The 18392-nt window shown below is 66.9% G+C and carries 17 protein-coding genes; 10 read left to right on the forward strand and 7 right to left on the reverse strand.

All coding sequences use genetic code 11. The features are described from left to right. Nucleotides 1-2988, reverse strand: coding sequence for an adenosylcobalamin-dependent ribonucleoside-diphosphate reductase (locus G6R31_RS12990; RefSeq protein WP_017870696.1), 2988 nt, complete (start codon nt 2986-2988; stop codon nt 1-3). 559 nt (nt 2989-3547) lie between these two features. On the opposite strand from G6R31_RS12990, the gene G6R31_RS12995 reads away from it, so the two are divergent. From G6R31_RS12995 to G6R31_RS13005, 3 genes are all read left to right on the forward strand, one after another. Beyond that, nucleotides 3548-3958 (forward strand): hypothetical protein, encoded by a 411-nt coding sequence (locus tag G6R31_RS12995; protein WP_017870697.1) that lies wholly within the window; start codon nt 3548-3550, stop codon nt 3956-3958. Continuing rightward, complete coding sequence (gene pth / locus G6R31_RS13000) at nt 3955-4590, forward strand: aminoacyl-tRNA hydrolase (RefSeq protein ID WP_017870698.1); 636 nt, start codon at nt 3955-3957, stop codon at nt 4588-4590. The genes G6R31_RS12995 and pth overlap by 4 nt, the downstream gene beginning before the upstream one ends. Nucleotides 4591-4670: 80 nt before the next feature. Next, nucleotides 4671-5231, forward strand: a complete 561-nt coding sequence (locus tag G6R31_RS13005; RefSeq protein WP_017870699.1) for a DUF4126 domain-containing protein — start codon at nt 4671-4673, stop codon at nt 5229-5231. A gap of 142 nt (nt 5232-5373) precedes the next feature. Here the strand turns inward: G6R31_RS13005 and lpdA are convergent, their stop codons facing one another. Then, entirely contained in the window at nt 5374-6777 is a 1404-nt protein-coding gene (gene lpdA, locus G6R31_RS13010; RefSeq protein WP_017870700.1) for a dihydrolipoyl dehydrogenase, read from the reverse strand. 285 nt (nt 6778-7062) lie between these two features. Here lpdA and G6R31_RS13015 point away from each other — a divergent pair, with 285 nt between their 5' ends. Next, entirely contained in the window at nt 7063-7539 is a 477-nt protein-coding gene (locus G6R31_RS13015; protein WP_017870701.1) for a hypothetical protein, read from the forward strand. A gap of 116 nt (nt 7540-7655) precedes the next feature. On the opposite strand, the gene G6R31_RS13020 is transcribed toward G6R31_RS13015, so the two are convergent. Further along, a complete protein-coding gene (locus G6R31_RS13020; protein ID WP_017870702.1) occupies nt 7656-8303 on the reverse strand; it encodes a trimeric intracellular cation channel family protein in 648 nt (215 codons plus the stop codon). Nucleotides 8304-8429: 126 nt separating this feature from the next. Here G6R31_RS13020 and G6R31_RS13025 point away from each other — a divergent pair, with 126 nt between their 5' ends. From G6R31_RS13025 to G6R31_RS13035, 3 genes are all read left to right on the forward strand, one after another. Beyond that, entirely contained in the window at nt 8430-10457 is a 2028-nt protein-coding gene (locus tag G6R31_RS13025) for a cation:proton antiporter domain-containing protein (RefSeq protein ID WP_025567362.1), read from the forward strand. Between the two features lie 147 nt (nt 10458-10604). Then, a complete protein-coding gene (rpmF, locus tag G6R31_RS13030; RefSeq protein ID WP_017870703.1) occupies nt 10605-10787 on the forward strand; it encodes a 50S ribosomal protein L32 in 183 nt (60 codons plus the stop codon). Between the two features lie 203 nt (nt 10788-10990). After that, nucleotides 10991-11350, forward strand: a complete 360-nt coding sequence (locus tag G6R31_RS13035; protein WP_017870704.1) for a hypothetical protein — start codon at nt 10991-10993, stop codon at nt 11348-11350. Nucleotides 11351-11517: 167 nt separating this feature from the next. On the opposite strand, the gene bshB1 is transcribed toward G6R31_RS13035, so the two are convergent. The 4 genes from bshB1 to G6R31_RS13055 all read right to left on the reverse strand — a co-directional run bounded on the left by bshB1 (nt 11518) and on the right by G6R31_RS13055 (nt 14427). After that, complete coding sequence (gene bshB1 / locus G6R31_RS13040; protein WP_025568165.1) at nt 11518-12237, reverse strand: bacillithiol biosynthesis deacetylase BshB1; 720 nt, start codon at nt 12235-12237, stop codon at nt 11518-11520. Continuing rightward, entirely contained in the window at nt 12234-13148 is a 915-nt protein-coding gene (locus G6R31_RS13045) for an L-lactate dehydrogenase (RefSeq protein ID WP_017870706.1), read from the reverse strand. Before G6R31_RS13045 ends, bshB1 begins: the two co-directional genes overlap by 4 nt. Beyond that, nucleotides 13145-13621, reverse strand: a complete 477-nt coding sequence (locus G6R31_RS13050; RefSeq protein ID WP_025568164.1) for a universal stress protein — start codon at nt 13619-13621, stop codon at nt 13145-13147. Before G6R31_RS13050 ends, G6R31_RS13045 begins: the two co-directional genes overlap by 4 nt. 110 nt (nt 13622-13731) lie before the next feature. Beyond that, on the reverse strand, nt 13732-14427 hold the full coding sequence (locus G6R31_RS13055; protein ID WP_017870708.1) for a Crp/Fnr family transcriptional regulator: 696 nt from the start codon (nt 14425-14427) through the stop codon (nt 13732-13734). A 389-nt stretch (nt 14428-14816) separates the two neighbouring features. Here G6R31_RS13055 and G6R31_RS13060 point away from each other — a divergent pair, with 389 nt between their 5' ends. The 3 genes from G6R31_RS13060 to G6R31_RS13070 all read left to right on the forward strand — a co-directional run bounded on the left by G6R31_RS13060 (nt 14817) and on the right by G6R31_RS13070 (nt 18389). Further along, nucleotides 14817-16640 (forward strand): acyl-CoA dehydrogenase C-terminal domain-containing protein, encoded by a 1824-nt coding sequence (locus tag G6R31_RS13060; RefSeq protein WP_017870709.1) that lies wholly within the window; start codon nt 14817-14819, stop codon nt 16638-16640. 317 nt (nt 16641-16957) lie between these two features. Then, nucleotides 16958-17296 (forward strand): hypothetical protein, encoded by a 339-nt coding sequence (locus G6R31_RS13065; protein WP_017870710.1) that lies wholly within the window; start codon nt 16958-16960, stop codon nt 17294-17296. Nucleotides 17297-17324: 28 nt separating this feature from the next. Continuing rightward, nucleotides 17325-18389 (forward strand): agmatine deiminase family protein, encoded by a 1065-nt coding sequence (locus G6R31_RS13070; RefSeq protein WP_017870711.1) that lies wholly within the window; start codon nt 17325-17327, stop codon nt 18387-18389. The last annotated feature ends 3 nt before the right edge of the window (nt 18390-18392 follow it).

Below are 18392 nucleotides of genomic sequence, written 5' to 3' on the forward strand. Positions count from 1 at the left end.
TCACCCGCACTTGCTGTAGCCGCAGGCCTGGCACTTCAGGCAGCCTTCCTCACGGATGACGGCTCTGGCGTCGCACACCGGGCATTTTTCCTTTTGCATGCCGTCCACGCTTACGCCCGCGCTGACTGCTTCGGGGGCGCCGGGGGCCGCACCGTGGGCCACGTCGCCGCTTCCCCCGGCCAGGGGCGGCAGCGGTGCGGCGGCCAGGTCCTTCTGGAAGGTGTCGAGCGCCACCGCGATCAGGTCAGCCTTGGACCCCACCAGACGCCCGTTGTAGCTGCCGTAGAGACCACCGTTGATACCGCGCAGGGTGTGGACCAGTGCCTGCGCCGGAACGCCGTGTTGCAGGGCGATGCTGACCACGCGGCCCAGCGCCTCGGAGTCGGCGTTGGCCTCGTCCCCGGCGCGGCCCGAGATGACCATGACCTCGACGGGCTTGCCTTCCAGTTCGTTGACCGTCACGAGGAAGGAGCGGCGGTGCCCGCTGGTGGGGTCGGTCAGCTTGACCATGTCGGTCACGCCGCGCAGACGGGCGGGGCGCTCGTAGCGGGGCTGGGGGGCCGCCGCAGGCTGAGAGCTGGGGGCGGAAGGCTGCGCGGCGGGTTCGGTCTTCTGGCCTTCTGCCTGGGGCTTTTCGCCCTCCGACTCTTCCTTCTTGGCCTTTTTCTTGCTGGTGGAGAGCACCTGGAACTGCCGGGAACCGTCGCGGTAGACGGTGATGCCCTTGCAGCCGGTCCGGTACGCTTCCTCGTAGGCCGATTTCACGTCGTCCACGCTGGCCGAGTTGGGCAGGTTGATGGTCTTGCTTAAGGAGTTGGCGGCGTGCTGCCCACCGTCGTCGAAGGCCCGCTGCACGGTGCCCTGCATCCGCACGTGGTCCACCGGCGAAATGTCGTGGGCGCACACGAACACCTGTTGCAGCGCGTCCGGAATGAAGCTCAGGCCCACCACGCTGCCGTGGTTCTCGGACACGGCCTCGGTGACCTTGTCCCAGTCCCAGCCGCCATCCTTTCCCATCCCCCCCGGCGCGGGGTAGGTTTCGAGGAGTTCGACGAACAGCGGCGCGAGCAGGGCGCGGTACTCGCTGCCGATCTTGCGCCAGATGAACGGCGAAAACACCGGTTCGATGCCCGACGACACGCCCATCAGCATGGAGGTCGTGCCGGTGGGGGCCACCGTCAGCACGGCGACGTTGCGCCGGGGCGCGTGGGGAATCTGCCCCTCGTGACGCTGGTAGACGGGGTAGACGCCGCGCTCCTGGCCCAGCCGCTCACTCTCATTCACCGCTTCCTCGCGCAGCGCCGACATGATGTCGTAAATCGCCTTCCGTCCGGCTTCGGAGTCGTAGCGCAGCCCCATCTTGATGAGGGCGTCGGCCAGTCCCATCACGCCCAGACCCAGGCGGCGCAGGTCCTGCGAGGCCACGCGGTTGTCTTCCAGGGCAAAGACGTTCACGTCCAGCACGTCGTCGAGGAACCGGACGCAGGTCTTGACGTCGGCCCGGAACGCGGCGAAGTCGAACTGGCTGTCCCTGACGTAAGCGGCGAGGTTGATGGCCCCGAGGTCGCAGGGTTCGCCGACGGTCAGCGGGATTTCGCCGCAAGGGTTCGTGCTGCGAATCTCGTACCGCTGCCCCAGGTTCTTCAGCGCCGAGTATTCGTTGACCCGGTCGTTGAAAATCAGTCCCGGTTCGCCGGTGCTCCAGGCGTGCTGCGCGATCTGGTCCCACAGCCAGCGGGCGGGAATGCCGCCGCCATAGACCGGCACGCCTTTGGCCCCGTCCTCGGCACGCTCGGGCAGGTCGGAGAGGGTGCCCGCGTACTCCCCGCTCTGGGGCGCGAGGGAGTACTTGCCGGGCACGTCCTGCGCCTCGATGGCCCAGATGCCGTCCTGTTCCAGCGTTTCCCAGAAGTGCGTGTCCACCAGAATCGAGATGTTGAAGGTGGAGATGTCGCCCTCGGCGGCCTCGCGGTCGAGGTCCTTGGCGGTCAGGAAATCGAGCACGTCGGGATGCCCGATGGAGATGGTCGCCATGCCCGCGCCCCGCCTCGTGCCGCCCTGACGAACGACCCGCAGCACCGGCGCGTACACGTAGCGCAGCGTGTTGATCGGTCCGCTGTCCTCGCCGCCCCGGTTGGCCCACTCGATGAAGTTGTCGAAAATCTCCATCAGGAAGCTGACCGGCCCGCTGCTGGTGCCGCCCGACCCCTTGATCTCGGCGCCCTCGGGCCGCATGGCACTCAGGTCGATGCGCGGCTCGATGCCCAGCTTGGCGGTTTCGGCCACCACCCGCGCCGCGTCGATGATGCCGCCCATGTCGTCGGGCACGACCTGCACGCCTTCGGGCAGGGTGCGCACGATCTGCACGCCGTTGGCCCGCGCACTCGCCACCAGTTCGGGGGCGATGGCCTGTCCGTAGACCACACGGGTCCAGTTGCGGACCGCCACCGGCTGCTTTTCGCCGTCGGGCTGGGTGGGCGGGCGCATCAGACCCTCGATGAAGTCCTGCACGTCCGCGTGTTCGGCGCTCATGTAGACCCAGCCGCGCACGCCGTTGTCGCTGCGGCTGCTGCGGGCGCGGGGGCGGTACACGTCGAGGTTCACGCCGTTGCCGCCGCCCACCTTGGTCACCAGCGCCAGCTTTCTGGCGACTTCCATCACGCCCTCAAAGGAGCTGGGGTCGTGTTCGGTGGCGCCCTGCACGAAGCAGTTGAGCACGTTGCCGTGCTGCGTGCCCGCGCCCGCCAGCACCCGCCCGCCGGGGCAGAACTTCTTTTCCGCCATCAGGTCGTAGTACTTCTGCGCCCAGTCCTGCCGCGCCCCGGGCGCCTCGGCCCCGGCCACCCAGTCGGCGATGCGCCAGAACATGCCGCTGAGGTCGCCGTCGCCTTCTTGCAGGTACTGCCGCCGCGCGATGTGCTGCGCGTTGTCGTCGAAGTGCTGGGCGGTCTTGTCAGGGCGGGCCGAGGGGGTGCGGGCAGTGGTCATGGGACTCCTTGCAAAAGGAAAGAGAAAAGGGAGAGGCGTGAAAGAGGGAAGGGTGAAGAGTAGACACGGAGAGGGCCGACCCACAGCGCCGCAGCCCGGCAGGGCAGCCCCCCCGTCTCTTTGCGGGAAAGGACAGCAGGGCCTAAGCTGGTGGTCACGAGTCAAGCAGCCGGAGGTGCTTCGGTGCCTGACTGTAGCACCGCGCCCGGACCCCGGCAACGGCTTGACATACCAGTGCTGGTATGCCTCCCCGAAAACACGTACAAGATGCGGCCCCCAGGCACCTTCGCCGCTCCTGTCTCCCCGGCAGGCATCCTCAACGCCGGGCTGCATCCCGCCGCGCACCCCGGGCGTACTTGCGGGCCTCCGGTGGCCTCCCGGCTTCCAGCCCCCGCATGTTGTTCAGGGAGTCCGGACACTCACCCCGCCGAGATAAAGGCGTGTGGTCGTGCCTTTTACGGTGCGGAACGGCGCGAGAAGGACCGGCTCGACCTGTCCGCGCTGAACAATTTGTCCTGAAATCAAATTGCCCCTCACCTGCAACGCCTATCCTTGAGCCATGACTTCTTCCGACGCCGCCATTCGGACCAAACTGGACGCCCTCGCGAAGGCCCTGCGCCACTACCACTCCGCCCTGCTGGACTTCGCCAAGGGCGAATACGAGTTCCTGTACGGCCCGGTTGACGGCCCCTACAAGCTCTACAGCCTGGTCGTGAACGACCCCGCCTTTCAGTGGCTGCGTCCCGTCTCCGGCCTGATGGCGACGCTGGATGAAGTGCTGGACGCCAAGGACAAGACCCTGACCGAGCAGAACGTGACCGACGTGAAGTTTGCGCTGGGGCTGCTGTTTTCCGACACCGACACCAACTTCGCCGAGTTCCGCCGGGGTTACGCCCGCGCCAAGGACGACGCCAAAGTGCGCGAAACCGAAGCCCGCTGGCGTGAACTCCTGAACAGCGCCCAGGCATGAAACTGATTGTCGGTCTGGGCAATCCGGGCGAAAAATACGCGCAGACCCGGCACAACGTGGGCTGGCTGGTCGTGGACGAACTGGCGCGGCGGGCCGGGGGGCAGTGGCGCAAGGACGGCGAGGCCGAGGTCTGCGAGGTGCGGCTGGGCGGGCTGCCCGGCGAGAAGGTGCTGCTGGTCAAGCCGCAGACGTTCATGAACACCTCGGGCAAGGCCGTGTGGCCGCTGATGTCGTTCTACAAACTGGAGGGCGAGAGCCTGCTGGTCGTGCAGGACGACCTCGACAGTCCGTTCGGGCTGCTGCGGTTCCGCATGGGCGGGCGGCACGGCGGGCAAAACGGGGTGCGCGACATCATCGCCCGGCTGGGCCATGACCGTTTTCCCCGGCTGAAAATCGGCATTTCCCGCCCCCCTGCCGGACGCGACCCCGCCGACTGGGTGCTGAGCAAGTGGCGCGAGGAAGAACGGGAGACGCTGGCCGAACTGGTGCGGCTGGGCGCAGGCGCGGCGGAGATGTGGGCCGCGCAGGGCCTTCCCGAGGCGCAGCAGGCCTACAACGGCACCGACCTGCGGCCCAAGCCCCCGCCTCCGCCTCCTGTGCCGCCCGCCGAAGCTGACCCGGAACGTAGCTGACCCGGAATTGGGGGAGCCTCAAGGCTGACTCAAGGTGAGCCGCGCAACTTTTCGCCCCGCCGCGCGTATTCAGGTGCGGTATGGAACTCTTCTCCGGTCTGCTCTCTGCGCTGGGCCTGTCGGGTGCAGCGGGCCTGAACGCCTACATTCCGCTGCTCATCGTCGGGCTGATGAACCGCCTCGGTTACATGGATCTGAACGGGCCGTTCGACATTCTCTCCAACCCTTATTTCATGGTGCTGGTCGGCCTGCTGGCCGCGTTGGACTTCGTGGGCGACAAGATTCCGGGAGTGGACCACGCGCTGCATGTGGCGGGGTCGGTCATCAATACGGGCGCGGGCGCGGTGCTCGCCGCCTCGCAGATGGGCGTGGCCGACGTGCCCCCCGCCGTGAGCGCCGTGCTGGGCCTGCTGGTGGCGGGCGGCGTCCACGCGACCCGCACGGCGGTGCGTCCTGTGGCCACCGCCACCACGGCGGGCCTCGGCAACCCGGTGGTCAGCGCCGCCGAGGACGCCGGAAGCCTGACCCTGAGCGTGCTGGCGGTCTTCATGCCGGTTCTGGCCGTGCTGGGCCTGCTGGGACTGGGCGTGCTGGCCCTGAGCCTGTACAGCAAGGTCAAGGGTCGCCGCCAGCGCATTTGAGAGACCGCAGAGAAGCGCCCCGCCGGGCAAACTGGCGGGGCGCTTCCTTTTTTTGCAGATGGCTGATGGCTGAAAGCAGATGGCAAAGAGCTTTCGGCCATCAGCCATCTGCTATCCGCCTTCTGCCTTCTGCCATCCACCCTCAGCGATTAACGATATGAATCGCCTGCTTGTGAGCCGCTTCCGCCGCTTCCAGCATGCTTTCGCCCAGCGTGGGGTGCGCGTGGATGGTCAGCGAGATGTCGGTGGCGGTGGCGGCCATTTCCAGAGCCAGGCCCGCTTCCGCCAGCATGTCCGACGCGTGCGGCGCGACGATGTGGACGCCCAGCAGCAGGTCGGTGTCCTTCTCCACGACCATCTTCACGAAGCCGTCGGTGGATTGCAGCGTCATGGCGCGGCCCGAGGCGCTCATGGGGAACACGCCGGTCTTGACCTCGTAGCCCTTGTCCTTGGCTTCCTGCTCGGTCAGGCCCACCCAGGCGAGTTCGGGGTTGGTGTACACCACACCCGGAATGGCGACGGCGTCCTGCTCGGCAGGCTTGCCCGCAATCACTTCGGCGGCGACCAGACCCTCTTTCATGGCCTTGTGCGCCAGCATGGGGTTGCTCGCCACGTCCCCGATGCTGAAGATGTGCGGCACGTTGGTGCGCTGCTGCTTGTCGGCGGGGATGAAGCCGCGCTCGGTCACGGTCACGCCCGCTTTTTCGGCGTTCAGCCCATCGGTGCGCGGGCGGCGGCCCACGGCGACCAGCACGCGGTCGAAGACTTCGGTGGTCTTTTCGCCGGTCTTGACGTTTTCCAGCTCGACGTGCACGCCGTCCGCCTTTTTCTCGGCCCGGTTCGCCTTCATCTGGGTCACGATTTCGATGCCCTGCTTGCTCATGACCTTGGCAAATTCCTTCACCGCGTCGGCGTCGGCCCCCGGAATCACGGTGGGCAGGAACTCGATGATTTTGACCTTGGAGCCGAGGTTGTTGTACACCTGCGCGAACTCGAAGCCGATGACGCCGCCGCCCACGCACAGCATCCGCGCGGGCACGGGGTCGGGCATCACCAGAGCGCCGGTGCTGTCCACGATGCTGTCCTGATCCACGTCCAGCCCAGGCAGCTTGGCGGGGTCGGAACCCGTGGCGATGATGAAGTGGGCGGCGGTGTAGTTTTTGCCGTCCACGCTCACGGTGTGGTCGTCCACGAAGCTCGCCTGTCCGGTCAGCAGGGTGACCTTGTTGGCCTTGAACAGCCCCGAGACGCCCCCCGTGAGCTTCTTGACGATGCCGTCTTTCCAGCCGTTGAGCTTGGCGATATTGAGGTTGGTGTCGGCAAAGGTCAGCCCGAATTCGGCGGCCCGGTGGGAAGCGTGAACCATCTCGGCGGCGTGCAGCAGGGCCTTGGTGGGAATGCAGCCGATGTTCAGGCACACCCCGCCCACCGCGCCGCGCTCCACGCACGCCACCTTGAGGCCGAGCTGGGAAGCGCGAATGGCCGCGTGGTAGCCGCCAGGGCCAGCGCCGATGACCAGCACGTCATAGTCGAAGTTGTTCGTCATGGCGGCAGTCTAACGTGACCCCCGCGCCGACACGGTGACCTGCCACGATAGCTGGACACGGCCCGCCGACCACTGAAACTGGTGAGTCGGGACGCACCCGGCACTTGCCCCTTTGGCCGACCCCCACCCAATGGGGGGGAGCAGAAAATGTGAAATTTGTCGCCGCCGTTCTACGGGTAAAAACTTAGGATTCATTAAAGCCATTGATTCAAGTTCCGCTGCACTTTCTTCCTTTCTTCCTGATCTTCCTGTCTGCCCCTTCCCGTGTGCCGAGGAGTTCACGTGATGACCCAGCTTCTGACCGCGTCCGCCCCCACTTCCGCTCTCGCTCAGGCTGTGGTGCGGCCCCGCGCAGGCGCCGACGTGTCGTGTTACTGGTGCCGGAAGCTGCTGCGGGCCTGTGACGGCCAGCGCACGGTGACGCAGGTGGCCGAGCTGCTGCATTTGCCGCTTCAGGTCTGTCTCAAGCTCACGAGCCGGGCGCACCAGCAGGGGTGGGCCGAGCTGTCGGTGCAGGTTCCGGCGCTGCCTACAGAGAGCGGCCACACCGCGCCGCTGTGGGACAGCCTCCTGGAAGTCCTCGGCCCCGGTGGAGAAGCCCTGCTGACCCGCGCCGCCAGCATGAGCCGCTGCCAGCCGCGTGCCGTTCCTGTACACGAAGCGGCCAACTTCCTGATCGGCGTCGAACTGCTGCTGCCCGAGTCCCGCCGCGCCCACCTTGTTCCCCTGCTCGACCGTCTGCGCGACCAGTACGCCTCCTGAGTGGAGAGGGTCACACGGGTCTCTCCACACGGGTAGGGGGAAGCCTGACACGATTCGCTTCCCCCGCTTTGCTCGTAAAAATGGATTGAACAGGAAAGCTGTGCTCTGAAAAGTCGCTACTCCGGCAGGCGGCGCACCGGCAGGCGCACCCACTTGCGGCGTGATACCCAGCGCAGCAGCAGCACGAGCAGCGCGCCGCCCGCCTGGGCCTGAAAGGGCGTGAAGTGCGGCGAGAGCAGCCACACCGCCCCGGCACCAGCGGCGGCGGCAGTCGCGTAGAGCTGGTCGCGGCGGTACATCACTTCCGGCACCTCGTTGGCGATCAGGTCGCGGATGATGCCGCCCCCCACCCCGCTGAGCATGCCCGCAAAGACCACGCCCAGCGGCCCCAGCCCGATTTTGATGGCGCCCAGAGCGCCGGACGTGGCGAACAGGGCCAGCCCCGCCGAGTCGAAGAGGCTCAGTGTCCGCTCGAACCGGGCGAGGCGCTCACCGAACGCGAAGGCCAGCAGCGCGCCGAGCAGCGCGGTCCAGAGGTAGGTTTCGTCACGCAGAAACAGCGGCGGGGTTTGCCCGGTCAGCGAGTCGCGGATGGCGCCGCCACCCACCGCCGTGACTGCGCCCAGCACCAGCACGCCGAACAGATCAAACCGCTTACGCACGCCCAGCAGTGCTCCCGACATGGCAAAGGCCAGCACCCCGATCAGGTCCAGCCAGTGCAGGCCCTCGGCCAGGGTATAGGTCGTGAGCAACGTGTCGTTCACCCGTTCAATCTAGGGCAGGCAGACCCCCGGTACCGGTACATGGGCCGGTTGACCCGGACGCGCAGCGGGCAGCATGAAGGCCTGCGGGGGCGGTACGGTCTACGGCCCCAGGGCACACAATGGGCTATGCGCGTTTCCTGGTTTCTGCTGCTTCTGCCCTTTGTGTCGGCCTCTGCTCTGGCGGCCACGCCCGCTGCAGGTCATGCCAGCGGCCCGCCCGCCTTCATGGGGCAACTGACCCTGCTGCTGCTCGTGGCAGGAGCCACGGCCTTCGCATCGTTCCGGCTGGGACTGGTGCCCATCATCGGGTTTCTGTTCGCGGGGGTGCTGGCCGGGCCGTCGGCGCTGGGCATCATCGACGACCCGGCCCTGATCGGCGCGGCATCCGAGATCGGGGTGATGCTGCTGCTCTTTACCATCGGCATCGAGTTCAGCCTGGACAAACTCGCCCGCATCTTCCGGCTGATTTTCGTGGGCGGCGGCCTTCAGGTGCTCCTGACGGTCGCGGCGGTCACGGGCGTGCTGCTGGCCTTCGGGGTCAGCCTGCCCAACGCCGTGTTCACGGGTTTTCTGCTCAGCCTGTCGAGCACCGCCATCGTCACCAAGATTCTGGAGTCGCGCGGCGGGGTGGGGTCGCCGACCGGGCAGGCCAGCCTGGGCATCCTGATCTTTCAGGATCTGGCGGTGGTGGTCATGGTGCTGCTGGTGCCCATGCTCGCCGGACAGGGCGGCGGGGCGGGCGGCCTGGTCGTGGCGCTGCTCAAGGCCGGGGGGATCGTGGCGGCGGTGCTGCTGCTGGCGCGGCGGGTCGTGCCGAAACTGCTGGAGGTGGTGGCCCGCACCTGCTCGCAGGAGATTTTTCTGCTCAGCACACTGTCGCTGTGTTTCGCCACGGCGTACCTGACCAGTCTGGCCGGGGTCAGCCTGGCGCTCGGGGCCTTCCTGGCCGGGCTCCTCGTCAGTGAGAGCCGTTTCGGGCAGCAGGCCTTCGGAGAAATCCTGCCCCTACAGATCCTGTTCAGCGCGGCGTTTTTTCTGTCGGTGGGCTTGCAGCTCGACCTGGGTTTCCTGTGGACGCACCTGCCCCTGGTCCTGGGAGCCGTGGCCGTCTTCGCCGTGCTCAAGGCGCTCGCGGCGGCCCTCAGTGTGCGGCTGCTGGGGTTCCCGCTGGCGACCGCCGCCGCGACCGGCTGGCTGCTGGCGCAGGTCGGCGAGTTCTCGTTCGTGCTGGAGAGCAGTGGGCGGGCGCTGGGCCTCAGTCCGGCCGGCCTGGGCGAGACGGGCACCCAGACCTTCATCGCCGCGACGGTGCTGCTCATGGCCCTCACGCCGGTCATGGCGACCCTGGGCGAACGCCTGGGTGCCCTGGGCCGCGCGCGCCCCGCACCTACCGCCGCGCCCGCCGAGGCTCCCACCCGGGCCGAGCCCAACCCCGAGGCCCCGCTGGCGCACCTGAGCGGGCACGTGCTGGTGGCAGGTTTCGGGGACCACGCGCGGCGGCTGGTCAAGGGGCTGGCGGCGCAGCAGGTCCCGTTCGGGGTGCTGACCCTCAGTCCGGACGGGGCCGCGCAGGTCACCGCGCACGGGTATCCGGTCCTCATCGGGGACTATGCCCGCGCCGGGCTGCTGGGCGACGCCGGGCTGGCCTCGGCCCGCGCGCTGGTGGTTCTCGACGACGTCCCGGAGATGACGGCGCGGGTGATCGGCGTGGCCCGCACCCTGAATCCGGAGCTGACCATCGTGGCGCATACCGACGAACCCGGCGAGATTGCCACCCTGCGCGGCGTGGGGGCCACCCACGTCCTGACGAGTACCGACGCCGTGGCGCGCGGCGTGCTGGGCCTGCTGACGCTGCCCAGCACGCCGCCCATGACCCTCAGCGCGGAGCAGCAGCAGATGTGCGACCACGCCCACAGCGTCACCGTGGTGCATCCGGACAGCCTGGACACCTGTCCAGAATGTGTGGCGCAGGGCGACTCGTGGGTGCACCTGCGCGTGTGCATGACCTGCGGCCACACCGGCTGCTGCGACTCCTCGCCCAACAGGCACGCCACCGCCCACGCCCAGTCCAGCGCGCACCCGGTGATCCGCAGCCTGGAACCGGGCGAGGCCTGGGCCTACTGCTATGTTCACGACCGCACAGCTCCCCGCTGAAGCGTGAAGGCCCTTTTGTCAGAGTGCCGCCCAGCGTGGTATACTCCCGGCTGTTGTCTCGAACCGCCGCCAGCCCGCGCTGGGGGCTGAGGTCCGAGAAGAAGGCCCCGGCGAGACGCGCCGTGTGGCTCCCCGAGGAGAAAGATCATGGCGAAGCATCCCGTTCCCAAGAAGAAGACCAGCAAGAGCAAGCGCGACATGCGCCGCAGCCACCACGCGCTGACCGCTCCCAACCTCACTGAGTGCCCCCAGTGCCACAGCAAGAAGCTCTCGCACCACATCTGCCCCAGCTGCGGCTACTACGACGGCCGCCAGGTGCTCGCGGTCTAACCCCGCCTGTTCGCATGCCCCCCCTCACCGGGGGGTTTTGCTTTTTTGTGCTCCCCTCGACTTTGCGGCCACTCGTTGTCCCCCGGCTGCCGCCACCAGATGAATGTCCGCTCAGTGAAAAATGCCGGAAACCTCACGCGCCGCCCTCTAGACTTTGAGGTGAACAGTCTTCGGTCCATTCGACCATGGCAGGAGGAACAGAAATGAAAGCATTACTGACCGTTGCCGCCCTGGCTTCAGGCTTTGCCCTGGCCCAGCCCACCACGCCGACTGTGACCCTGCCCGAAGGCGTGGTGGTCAAGGAGCACCTGCCCGGCGCCCCGCGTGGGAACCCGCAGTCGGACAAGGCCGACAACCCGAAGAAGGTCTACATCTGCCACGCGACCAGCGCGGTGGACAACAATGGGTACCTGATCGTGCATGTGAGTCAGGCCGCCGCCGACGCCCACCTGAAGCACGAGCACGCCACCGCCGAGGACGACGGGCACGGTCAGGGCAAGGCCAAGCGTGACCGCACCGGGCGCTACGTCGGCCCCGACTGCGCGGACAACCTGCCCAGCTGATACGGATTCCGATTGAATCTGGTAGTTTCAGATTCAATCCGACTTGCAAAGCTGCGCAGCAGAGCGGATGCGAGTAGGAAAAAATACGGATTCCGCGATATGGATGCACAGGCGGCGCCTTCCCAACTGTACAGGCCCGACTGTGCAGGAATGAAGCGGAATCCGTATTACAGACCCAGCGGGTCGAGCAGCAGCGGCTCCTCCACTTCGAAAGGCTCGGCATATTTCACGCGCAGCAGGGTGCCCCAGTACGTCAACCTCCCCTGGCGACGCTCGATGATCTCGGGTGTGACCGTCTCGGAGACGTAGCCCCCCGAAAACTGCGAAGCGTGCGCCCGGATGGCGGCCTCCCACTCGGTCATCACGCTGCCGATGTCTACCAGCACGTTGGCGCTGATGTCCGAGTTGCCCTGATACAGCAGGGTGCGCTGCACGCGCCAGGGTTCGCCGCCCAGGTCGGCTTTTTTCAGGGCGGCGAGGTGGATGGCCCGTTTGGCGAGGTGGTAGGTGCCGACATGATCGGGGTGGCGGTCACGCCAGTGGGGAACCACCAGCACGCGGGGCCGCACCGTGCGCAGGGCGGCGGCCAGGGCGTGGGCAAAAGGGGGCGTGTCGGCCAGCTCCCCGTCGGGCAGGCCGAGCTGTCCGCGCCAGCTCAGGCCCATCAGATGGGCCGCCGCCACGCACTCGGCCTGCCGCTCGGCGGGGGTGCCCTGCGTCCCCTTTTCGCCGCGCGTGAGTTCCAGAATGCCCACCGCCTTTCCTGCCTGCGCCAGCCGAATCAGGGTGCCGCCCGCGCCGATTTCGGCGTCGTCGGGGTGGGGGGCGAGGCACAGCCAGTCGAGTGGCTGCGCCTCGCCGTAGACGGTCTGGAGCGTCGGCGTCACAGGCCGAGCTGCTGCTTGAAGCCGCGCAGCACCCCGGCACTCTGCTCCAGCTTCTGTTGCTCGTCGCCGGTCAGCTTGGGGTGCAGGGTGGACAGCACCCCCTGACGGCCGACAATGCGCGGCAGGCTGAGGCTCACGCCGTATTCGGGGGTCGGCGCACTGACGGTCAGGACGGCGCGGCGGTCACGCAGCACGGCCTCGGTGATGCGGGCGAGCGCCGCGCCGATGCCGTAGTAGGTGGCCCGCTTGCCCTCGATGATGCTGGCGGCGGCATGCCGGGTGCCCCGGTCGATTTCGGTGCGGACCTCATCGTTCCAGGGCAGGTTCTGGGCCTGCATGAAGTCGGCCACCGGCATCCCGGCGACCATGGCGCTGCTCCAGGCCAGCACCTCCGAGTCGCCGTGTTCGCCCAGCACGTAGCCGTGCGCGTGCGTGCCGTCCACCCCCGCATGCTGCGCCATCAGGTGCCGGAAGCGGGCGCTGTCGAGCACGGTTCCCGAACCGATCACCGGTTGCCCCGGCGCGAGCTGCGTCGCCAGATCGGTCAGCAGGTCCACCGGGTTGCTGGTCACCAGCAGGACGGCGTCCGGCGCGGCGCGGGTGATCTGCGGCACGAGTTCGCGGAAGATGTCGGCATTCTTTTCCAGCAGGTCCAGGCGGCTTTCGCCCGGTTTCTGGTTGGCCCCGGCGGTCAGAATCACCACCTGGGCGCCGGCAAGCTCGCTGTGTTCCCCGTGCCAGACGCGGGTGCCGTGACTGACCGGGGCGGCGTGGGCGATGTCCTCGGCCTCGGCCTGGGCGCGGTCTTCGTCCCGGTCCACCAGCACCAGCTCACTGCACACGCCGCGCAGCACGAGGGCGTAGGCCGCCGTCGAACCGACGAACCCCGCGCCGACTACGCCCACTTTCATGCCTGTTCTCCCTCGCGCACGCACAGCACCGGCACCGGGCTGCGGCCCACCAGTTTCTCGGCGCTGCTGCCGATCAGGAAGTGCTCCAGGGCGCCCTGCGGGTGGGTGCCCACCACGATCAGGTCGGCGCCCCACGCCCGCGCCGCGTCGAGCAGGCCCGTGACCGGGTCGCCCACCAGCAGTTCGCTTTCTTCGCCGTCACGCAGCAGGTCGTGCAGGCGCCTGGAGTCGGCGTCTTCGAGGGTGCGGAGCAGGCCGGGGTCGGGAAGGACCGGGGTCACGCCGCCGATGATGTCGGGGGTGCCCAGCGCCCGCGCGTCGGTCACGTGGGCCAGTCGCAGCCGGGCGCCGGGAAACCGGGTCCGCGCCACGTCGAGGGCGTGCAGCGATGCGGGCGAGAAGTCCACGCCGACCAGCAACCGCTGAAAACCGCTGCCGGGGAAAGACGGGGCCGGGGAGACAGGTTGGGTCATGTGTTGAAGGTACAGGGTCACTGTCCGCAGAGCGTGATGCCTGAGCGGAGCAAGCCTTGAGTTTGCGCGGATGTCCCCAGGCAGACCAGCCCAGGTAGGGCCGAAGCCGCTCAGTGCTCGTGTTCCAGAAACGCCTTGAGCGCGTCTATCTGCACGATGATCGGTGAGCGGGCGCGGACGATGGCGCCGTCTTTTTTCAGGCGGCTGAGGCTGTGGCTCACCGTTTCACGGGTGGCGCCGACCATCCGGGCGATGTCTTCCTGACTGAGCTTGAGGTTGAGTTCCACGCCCTGGCTATGGGCGCGTCCGAACTCACGGGCGAGGCGGTAGAGCAGGCTCGCCACCCGTTCGGGGGCGCTGTAGGCGCTGACGGTGGCGCTCCACGCCTGCGCCTCGAACAGCCGCGCCGCCATCAGGCGAATCAGCTTCATGGCGAGGTCGGGCTTGGTCGCCAGCAGCTTTTGCAGTTCCTGGCGCGGCAAGACGATCAAGGTGGTGCGCTCCAGCGCCTCGGCCTGGGTGGGACGGCGCTCCTCGGGTTGCAGCAGCAGTTCGCCGAAGGTGTCGTGCTGCCCGACCACCCCCAGAATCGCTTCTTTGCCGTTGGGAAACAGTTTGCTGATCTTGACCAGGCCGCTGCGCACGAAGTAGAGCGCGTCAGCCGGGTCGTCCATTCGGTAGATGACCTCGCCGGGCTGGTAGGAACGGTACGGAGTGGTCACGGCAACTTGTTCCAGTTCGGCCAGCTCAAAATCAGCGAACAGTTCAGTTCGCTTGAGATGCCAGACCAGACTCGGGTAGTTCATGTCTGCCCGGAAGGATAGCCGAAAAAACCCGCTGCCCGTCCTTATACGGATTCCGATTGAATCTGGTCGTTTCAGATTCAATCCGACTTGCAAAGCTGCGCAGCAGAGCGGATGCGAGTAGGAAAAAATACGGATTCCGCGATATGGATGCACAGGCGGCGCTTTCCCGACTGTGCAGGAATTAAGCGGAACCCGTATTAAGTGTGAAACTTACATTCTCCCATCGCACCGAAACCGCCGGGCAGGGGGGCTGGGGCGGGGTGCCCGGCGCTTCAGCGCGTTGAAGCTGGCCTCGTGACATTTGCCCGGAAAAGTTTTATACTCGGTTCAATTTCAACCTTCAGGCTCCTCTCCTCAGGGGTGGAGTCTGCCGATTCCCGGAGGAACGTATGCCCAGCTATAAGGCCCCCACCCGCGACATGAAGTTCGTCATGCAGGAAGTCCTCGGTGCCGGCGACCAACTCGCCGCCATGCCCTTTTACAAGGACAACGACACCGCCGACTTCGACCTGCTTTCCCAGGTGATCGACGAGGCCGCCCGCTTCGTGGAGACCGAGATTCAGCCCCTGAACCAGATCGGTGACAAGGAAGGCTGCGTGCGCGACGAGCAGGGCAACGTGAAGACCCCCACCGGGTTCAAGGCCGCCTACGACAAGTTCCGCGCGGCGGGCTGGACGGCGCTGGACGCCGACCCGGAGTACGGCGGTCAGGGGATGCCCCACACCGTCAGCATCGCCATGAACGAGATGATCTGCTCGGCGAACGTGGCCTGGGGCATGTACCCCGGCCTCTCGCACGGCGCGTACTCGGCCCTGCACGCGGTCGGCAGCGACGAACTGAAAAAGCTCTACCTGCCCCACATCGTGGACGGCAGCTGGACCGGCACCATGTGCCTGACCGAGCCGCATGCGGGCACCGACCTCGGCATCATCCGCACCAAGGCGCAGGACAACGGCGACGGCACCTACGCCATCACCGGCACCAAGATCTTCATTTCCGCCGGTGAACACGACATGGCCGAGAACATCGTTCACCTCGTGCTGGCGCGTCTGGAAGGCAGCCCCGCCGGAACCAAGGGCATTTCGCTGTTCCTGGTCCCCAAGTTCATCCCCAATGCCGACGGCAGCCTGGGCGAGCGCAACGGCGTGGTGTGCGGCAGCCTGGAACACAAGATGGGCATTCACGGCAACGCCACCGCCGTGCTGAACTTCGACGGGGCCAGGGGCTGGCTGGTCGGCGAAGTCAACAAGGGCATGAACCACATGTTCATCATGATGAACGCCGCCCGCCTCGGGACCGGCATGCAGGGCCTGGGCCTGGGCGAAGTCGCGTACCAGAACGCGCTCGCCTACGCCAAGGACCGCCTCCAGATGCGCAAGGAACCCCGCGTGAGCGGTGAGGAAGCCGACCCCATCATCGCGCACCCCGACGTGCGCCGGATGCTGCTGACCGGCAAGGCCTACACCGAAGCGGGCCGGGCGCTCGCGCTGTGGCTGGCGCTGAGCATCGACACCGAGCACCACCACCCCGACGAGGCCAAGCGCAAGGAGGCGGGCGACATGGTGGCGCTGCTGACCCCCATCGCCAAGGCGTTCATGACCGACAACGGCTTCAACGTGGCGGTGCAGAGCCAGCAGGTCTTCGGCGGTCACGGCTACATCCAGGAATGGGGCATGGAGCAGTTCGTCCGTGACGCCCGTATCGGCCAGATCTACGAAGGCACCAACGGCATCCAGAGCCTCGACCTGCTGGGCCGCAAGGTCCTGATGGACGGCGGCAAGAAGCTGCAGAAGCTGGCCGGAACCCTTCAGGAATTTGCCGAAGAAAACGAAGGCGACGAGCACATCGGCGACTACGTGAACCAGCTCGGCAAGGCCGCGCAGCAGCTCGGCTCCATCACCATGGTGGTCGGCCAGAAGGCCATGAGCGGCGCGGAAGGCGCGGACGAAGTGAACGCCGCCGCCGTGGACTATCTGCGTTTCTTCGGTCACGTCGTCTACGGCTACCTGTGGGCACGCATGGCGAAGATCGCCCACGACAAGATCGACGCCGGAGCCGACAAGGACGGCTTCTACCTCGCCAAGACGCAGACCGCCAAGTTCTACTTCACCAAGCTGTTCCCCGAAACGAAGGCGCTGGCCGCGACCATCAAGGCCGGGAACGAGCCTCTGGCCGTGGACGACAAGGCCGTCTTCGGCTGGGAACACGCCTAAGAGGTGATGGGTCCGCTTCGCTGAAAGTTAATGGTTGATGGAAAGTGCGCCTCTGCCCTGGTCGGGTGGGGGCGCTTTCCCTTTTCCTTTTCATACGGATTCCGATTGAATCTGGTAGTTTCAGATTCAATCCGACTTGCAAAGCTGCGCAGCAGAGCGGATGCGAGTAGGAAAAAATACGGATTCCGCGATATGGATGCACAGGCGGCGCCTTCCCAACTGTACAGGCCCGACTGTGCAGGAATTAAGCGGAATCCGTATCAGGAACGCTGCTCGGTTGTCAGGAACGCTGCCGGGCCACAGCGCGTAGGGAGGGCATGAAGCGCCTTTTTTCCCTCCTGCTCTGGTCCGGCTGTTCGCTGGCGTCGGCGGCCCCTTTCACGCTGGCGCCGGGGCAGACCGCGCAGGCGGGACCGGCCAGAATCACGCTCCTGAGCGTGCAGGATAGTCGCTGCCCGCCCCGCGCCTTGTGCCTCATGGCGGGAGAACTGACGGCGAAGGTGATGGTGACGCGGGGCAACACCACGCGCACGCTGACGCTGCGGCTGCCGGGCCAGGCGCAGGGCACGCCCGCCGGAACCCTGAAACTGACGGCGGCGACGCGGCTGGGCGAACGCCGACCCCAGAAACTCACCTTCGACCTGGTGCGGCCCTGAGTGGGCTGGCCCCGCTAACATGCCCTCCATGAAGCACTTCACACCTGCCGACCCCACCCCCCGTGAACTCGGTTTCGCCATGCCGCCCGAATGGGCGCCGCACGAGGCGACCTGGATGGGCTACCCCGCCGACGACGAATTGTGGTTCGGCCACCTCGCCGGGGTGCGCGACGAGTACGTGGGGCTGGTCAAGACCATTGCCCGCTTCGAGCGGGTGGAACTGCTGGTGCGCGACGAGGAAAGCGAACGCGACGCCCGCGCCCGGCTCTCGGGGCACAATGTCCGCTTTCACCGGGTGCCGCTCGACGACTCCTGGCTGCGCGACTCCGGCCCACTGTTCGTGGTGCGCGGTGATAAGGAAAAGGAAGTCGCCCTCGTGAACTGGCGATTCAACGCCTGGGGCGGCAAGTTCGAGTGGGAAAACGACGACCGCATTCCCGAGTACGTGGCCGAGGTTCTGGGCATGGCGCACTGGGACCGGCCCGAAGTCCTCGAAGGCGGCGGCCTGGAAATCGCCGGGGGCGGCGCGGCACTCACCACCCGGTCCTGTTTCCTGACCGACACCCGCAATCCGGGGCTGACCGAGGAGGGCTATACCTTTTTGCTCTCCGACATGCTGGGTGTCAAGAAACTGCTGTGGCTCGACGGCGGCCTGGAAAACGACCACACCGACGGACACATCGACACCATTACCCGCTTTGCCGCCGAGGACGTGATCGTGACCAGTGTGGAACCCGACCCCGCCGACCCCAACCACGCCGTGATGAGCCGCAACCTGGACATGCTGCGCGAAATGCGCACGCCGGACGGTCAGCCCTACCAGATTGTCGAACTGCCGCTGCCCGCCAATCGGCTGGAAGGCGCGGAAGGCCGCCTGCCGCCCACCTACGCCAACTTCTATATCGGCAACGGCTTCGTCGTGGTGCCGCAGTACGGCGACCCCAACGACAAAAAGGCGCTGGACGTGCTGCGGCCCCTCTTTCCAGGGCGCGAGGTCATCGGTGTGCCGAGTCGCAAGATTATCGAAGGCGGCGGCTCCTTCCACTGCCTGACCCAGCAGCAACCGGCGGGGCGGGCGTGGCGGGGCGAGTGACGC

Source organism: Deinococcus wulumuqiensis R12 (assembly GCF_011067105.1).
Classification (GTDB): Bacteria; Deinococcota; Deinococci; order Deinococcales; family Deinococcaceae; genus Deinococcus; species Deinococcus wulumuqiensis.

What these genes read in the sequence shown, in the direction of transcription:
- G6R31_RS12990 (WP_017870696.1), bottom strand. Translation starts at nt 2,988, where the DNA reads ATGACCACTGCCCGCACCCCCTCGGCCCGCCCTGACAAGACCGCCCAG.
- G6R31_RS12995 (WP_017870697.1), top strand. Translation starts at nt 3,548, where the DNA reads ATGACTTCTTCCGACGCCGCCATTCGGACCAAACTGGACGCCCTCGCG.
- pth (WP_017870698.1), top strand. Translation starts at nt 3,955, where the DNA reads ATGAAACTGATTGTCGGTCTGGGCAATCCGGGCGAAAAATACGCGCAG.
- G6R31_RS13005 (WP_017870699.1), top strand. Translation starts at nt 4,671, where the DNA reads ATGGAACTCTTCTCCGGTCTGCTCTCTGCGCTGGGCCTGTCGGGTGCA.
- lpdA (WP_017870700.1), bottom strand. Translation starts at nt 6,777, where the DNA reads ATGACGAACAACTTCGACTATGACGTGCTGGTCATCGGCGCTGGCCCT.
- G6R31_RS13015 (WP_017870701.1), top strand. Translation starts at nt 7,063, where the DNA reads ATGACCCAGCTTCTGACCGCGTCCGCCCCCACTTCCGCTCTCGCTCAG.
- G6R31_RS13025 (WP_025567362.1), top strand. Translation starts at nt 8,430, where the DNA reads ATGCGCGTTTCCTGGTTTCTGCTGCTTCTGCCCTTTGTGTCGGCCTCT.
- rpmF (WP_017870703.1), top strand. Translation starts at nt 10,605, where the DNA reads ATGGCGAAGCATCCCGTTCCCAAGAAGAAGACCAGCAAGAGCAAGCGC.
- G6R31_RS13035 (WP_017870704.1), top strand. Translation starts at nt 10,991, where the DNA reads ATGAAAGCATTACTGACCGTTGCCGCCCTGGCTTCAGGCTTTGCCCTG.
- G6R31_RS13045 (WP_017870706.1), bottom strand. Translation starts at nt 13,148, where the DNA reads ATGAAAGTGGGCGTAGTCGGCGCGGGGTTCGTCGGTTCGACGGCGGCC.
- G6R31_RS13050 (WP_025568164.1), bottom strand. Translation starts at nt 13,621, where the DNA reads ATGACCCAACCTGTCTCCCCGGCCCCGTCTTTCCCCGGCAGCGGTTTT.
- G6R31_RS13055 (WP_017870708.1), bottom strand. Translation starts at nt 14,427, where the DNA reads ATGAACTACCCGAGTCTGGTCTGGCATCTCAAGCGAACTGAACTGTTC.
- G6R31_RS13060 (WP_017870709.1), top strand. Translation starts at nt 14,817, where the DNA reads ATGCCCAGCTATAAGGCCCCCACCCGCGACATGAAGTTCGTCATGCAG.
- G6R31_RS13065 (WP_017870710.1), top strand. Translation starts at nt 16,958, where the DNA reads ATGAAGCGCCTTTTTTCCCTCCTGCTCTGGTCCGGCTGTTCGCTGGCG.
- G6R31_RS13070 (WP_017870711.1), top strand. Translation starts at nt 17,325, where the DNA reads ATGAAGCACTTCACACCTGCCGACCCCACCCCCCGTGAACTCGGTTTC.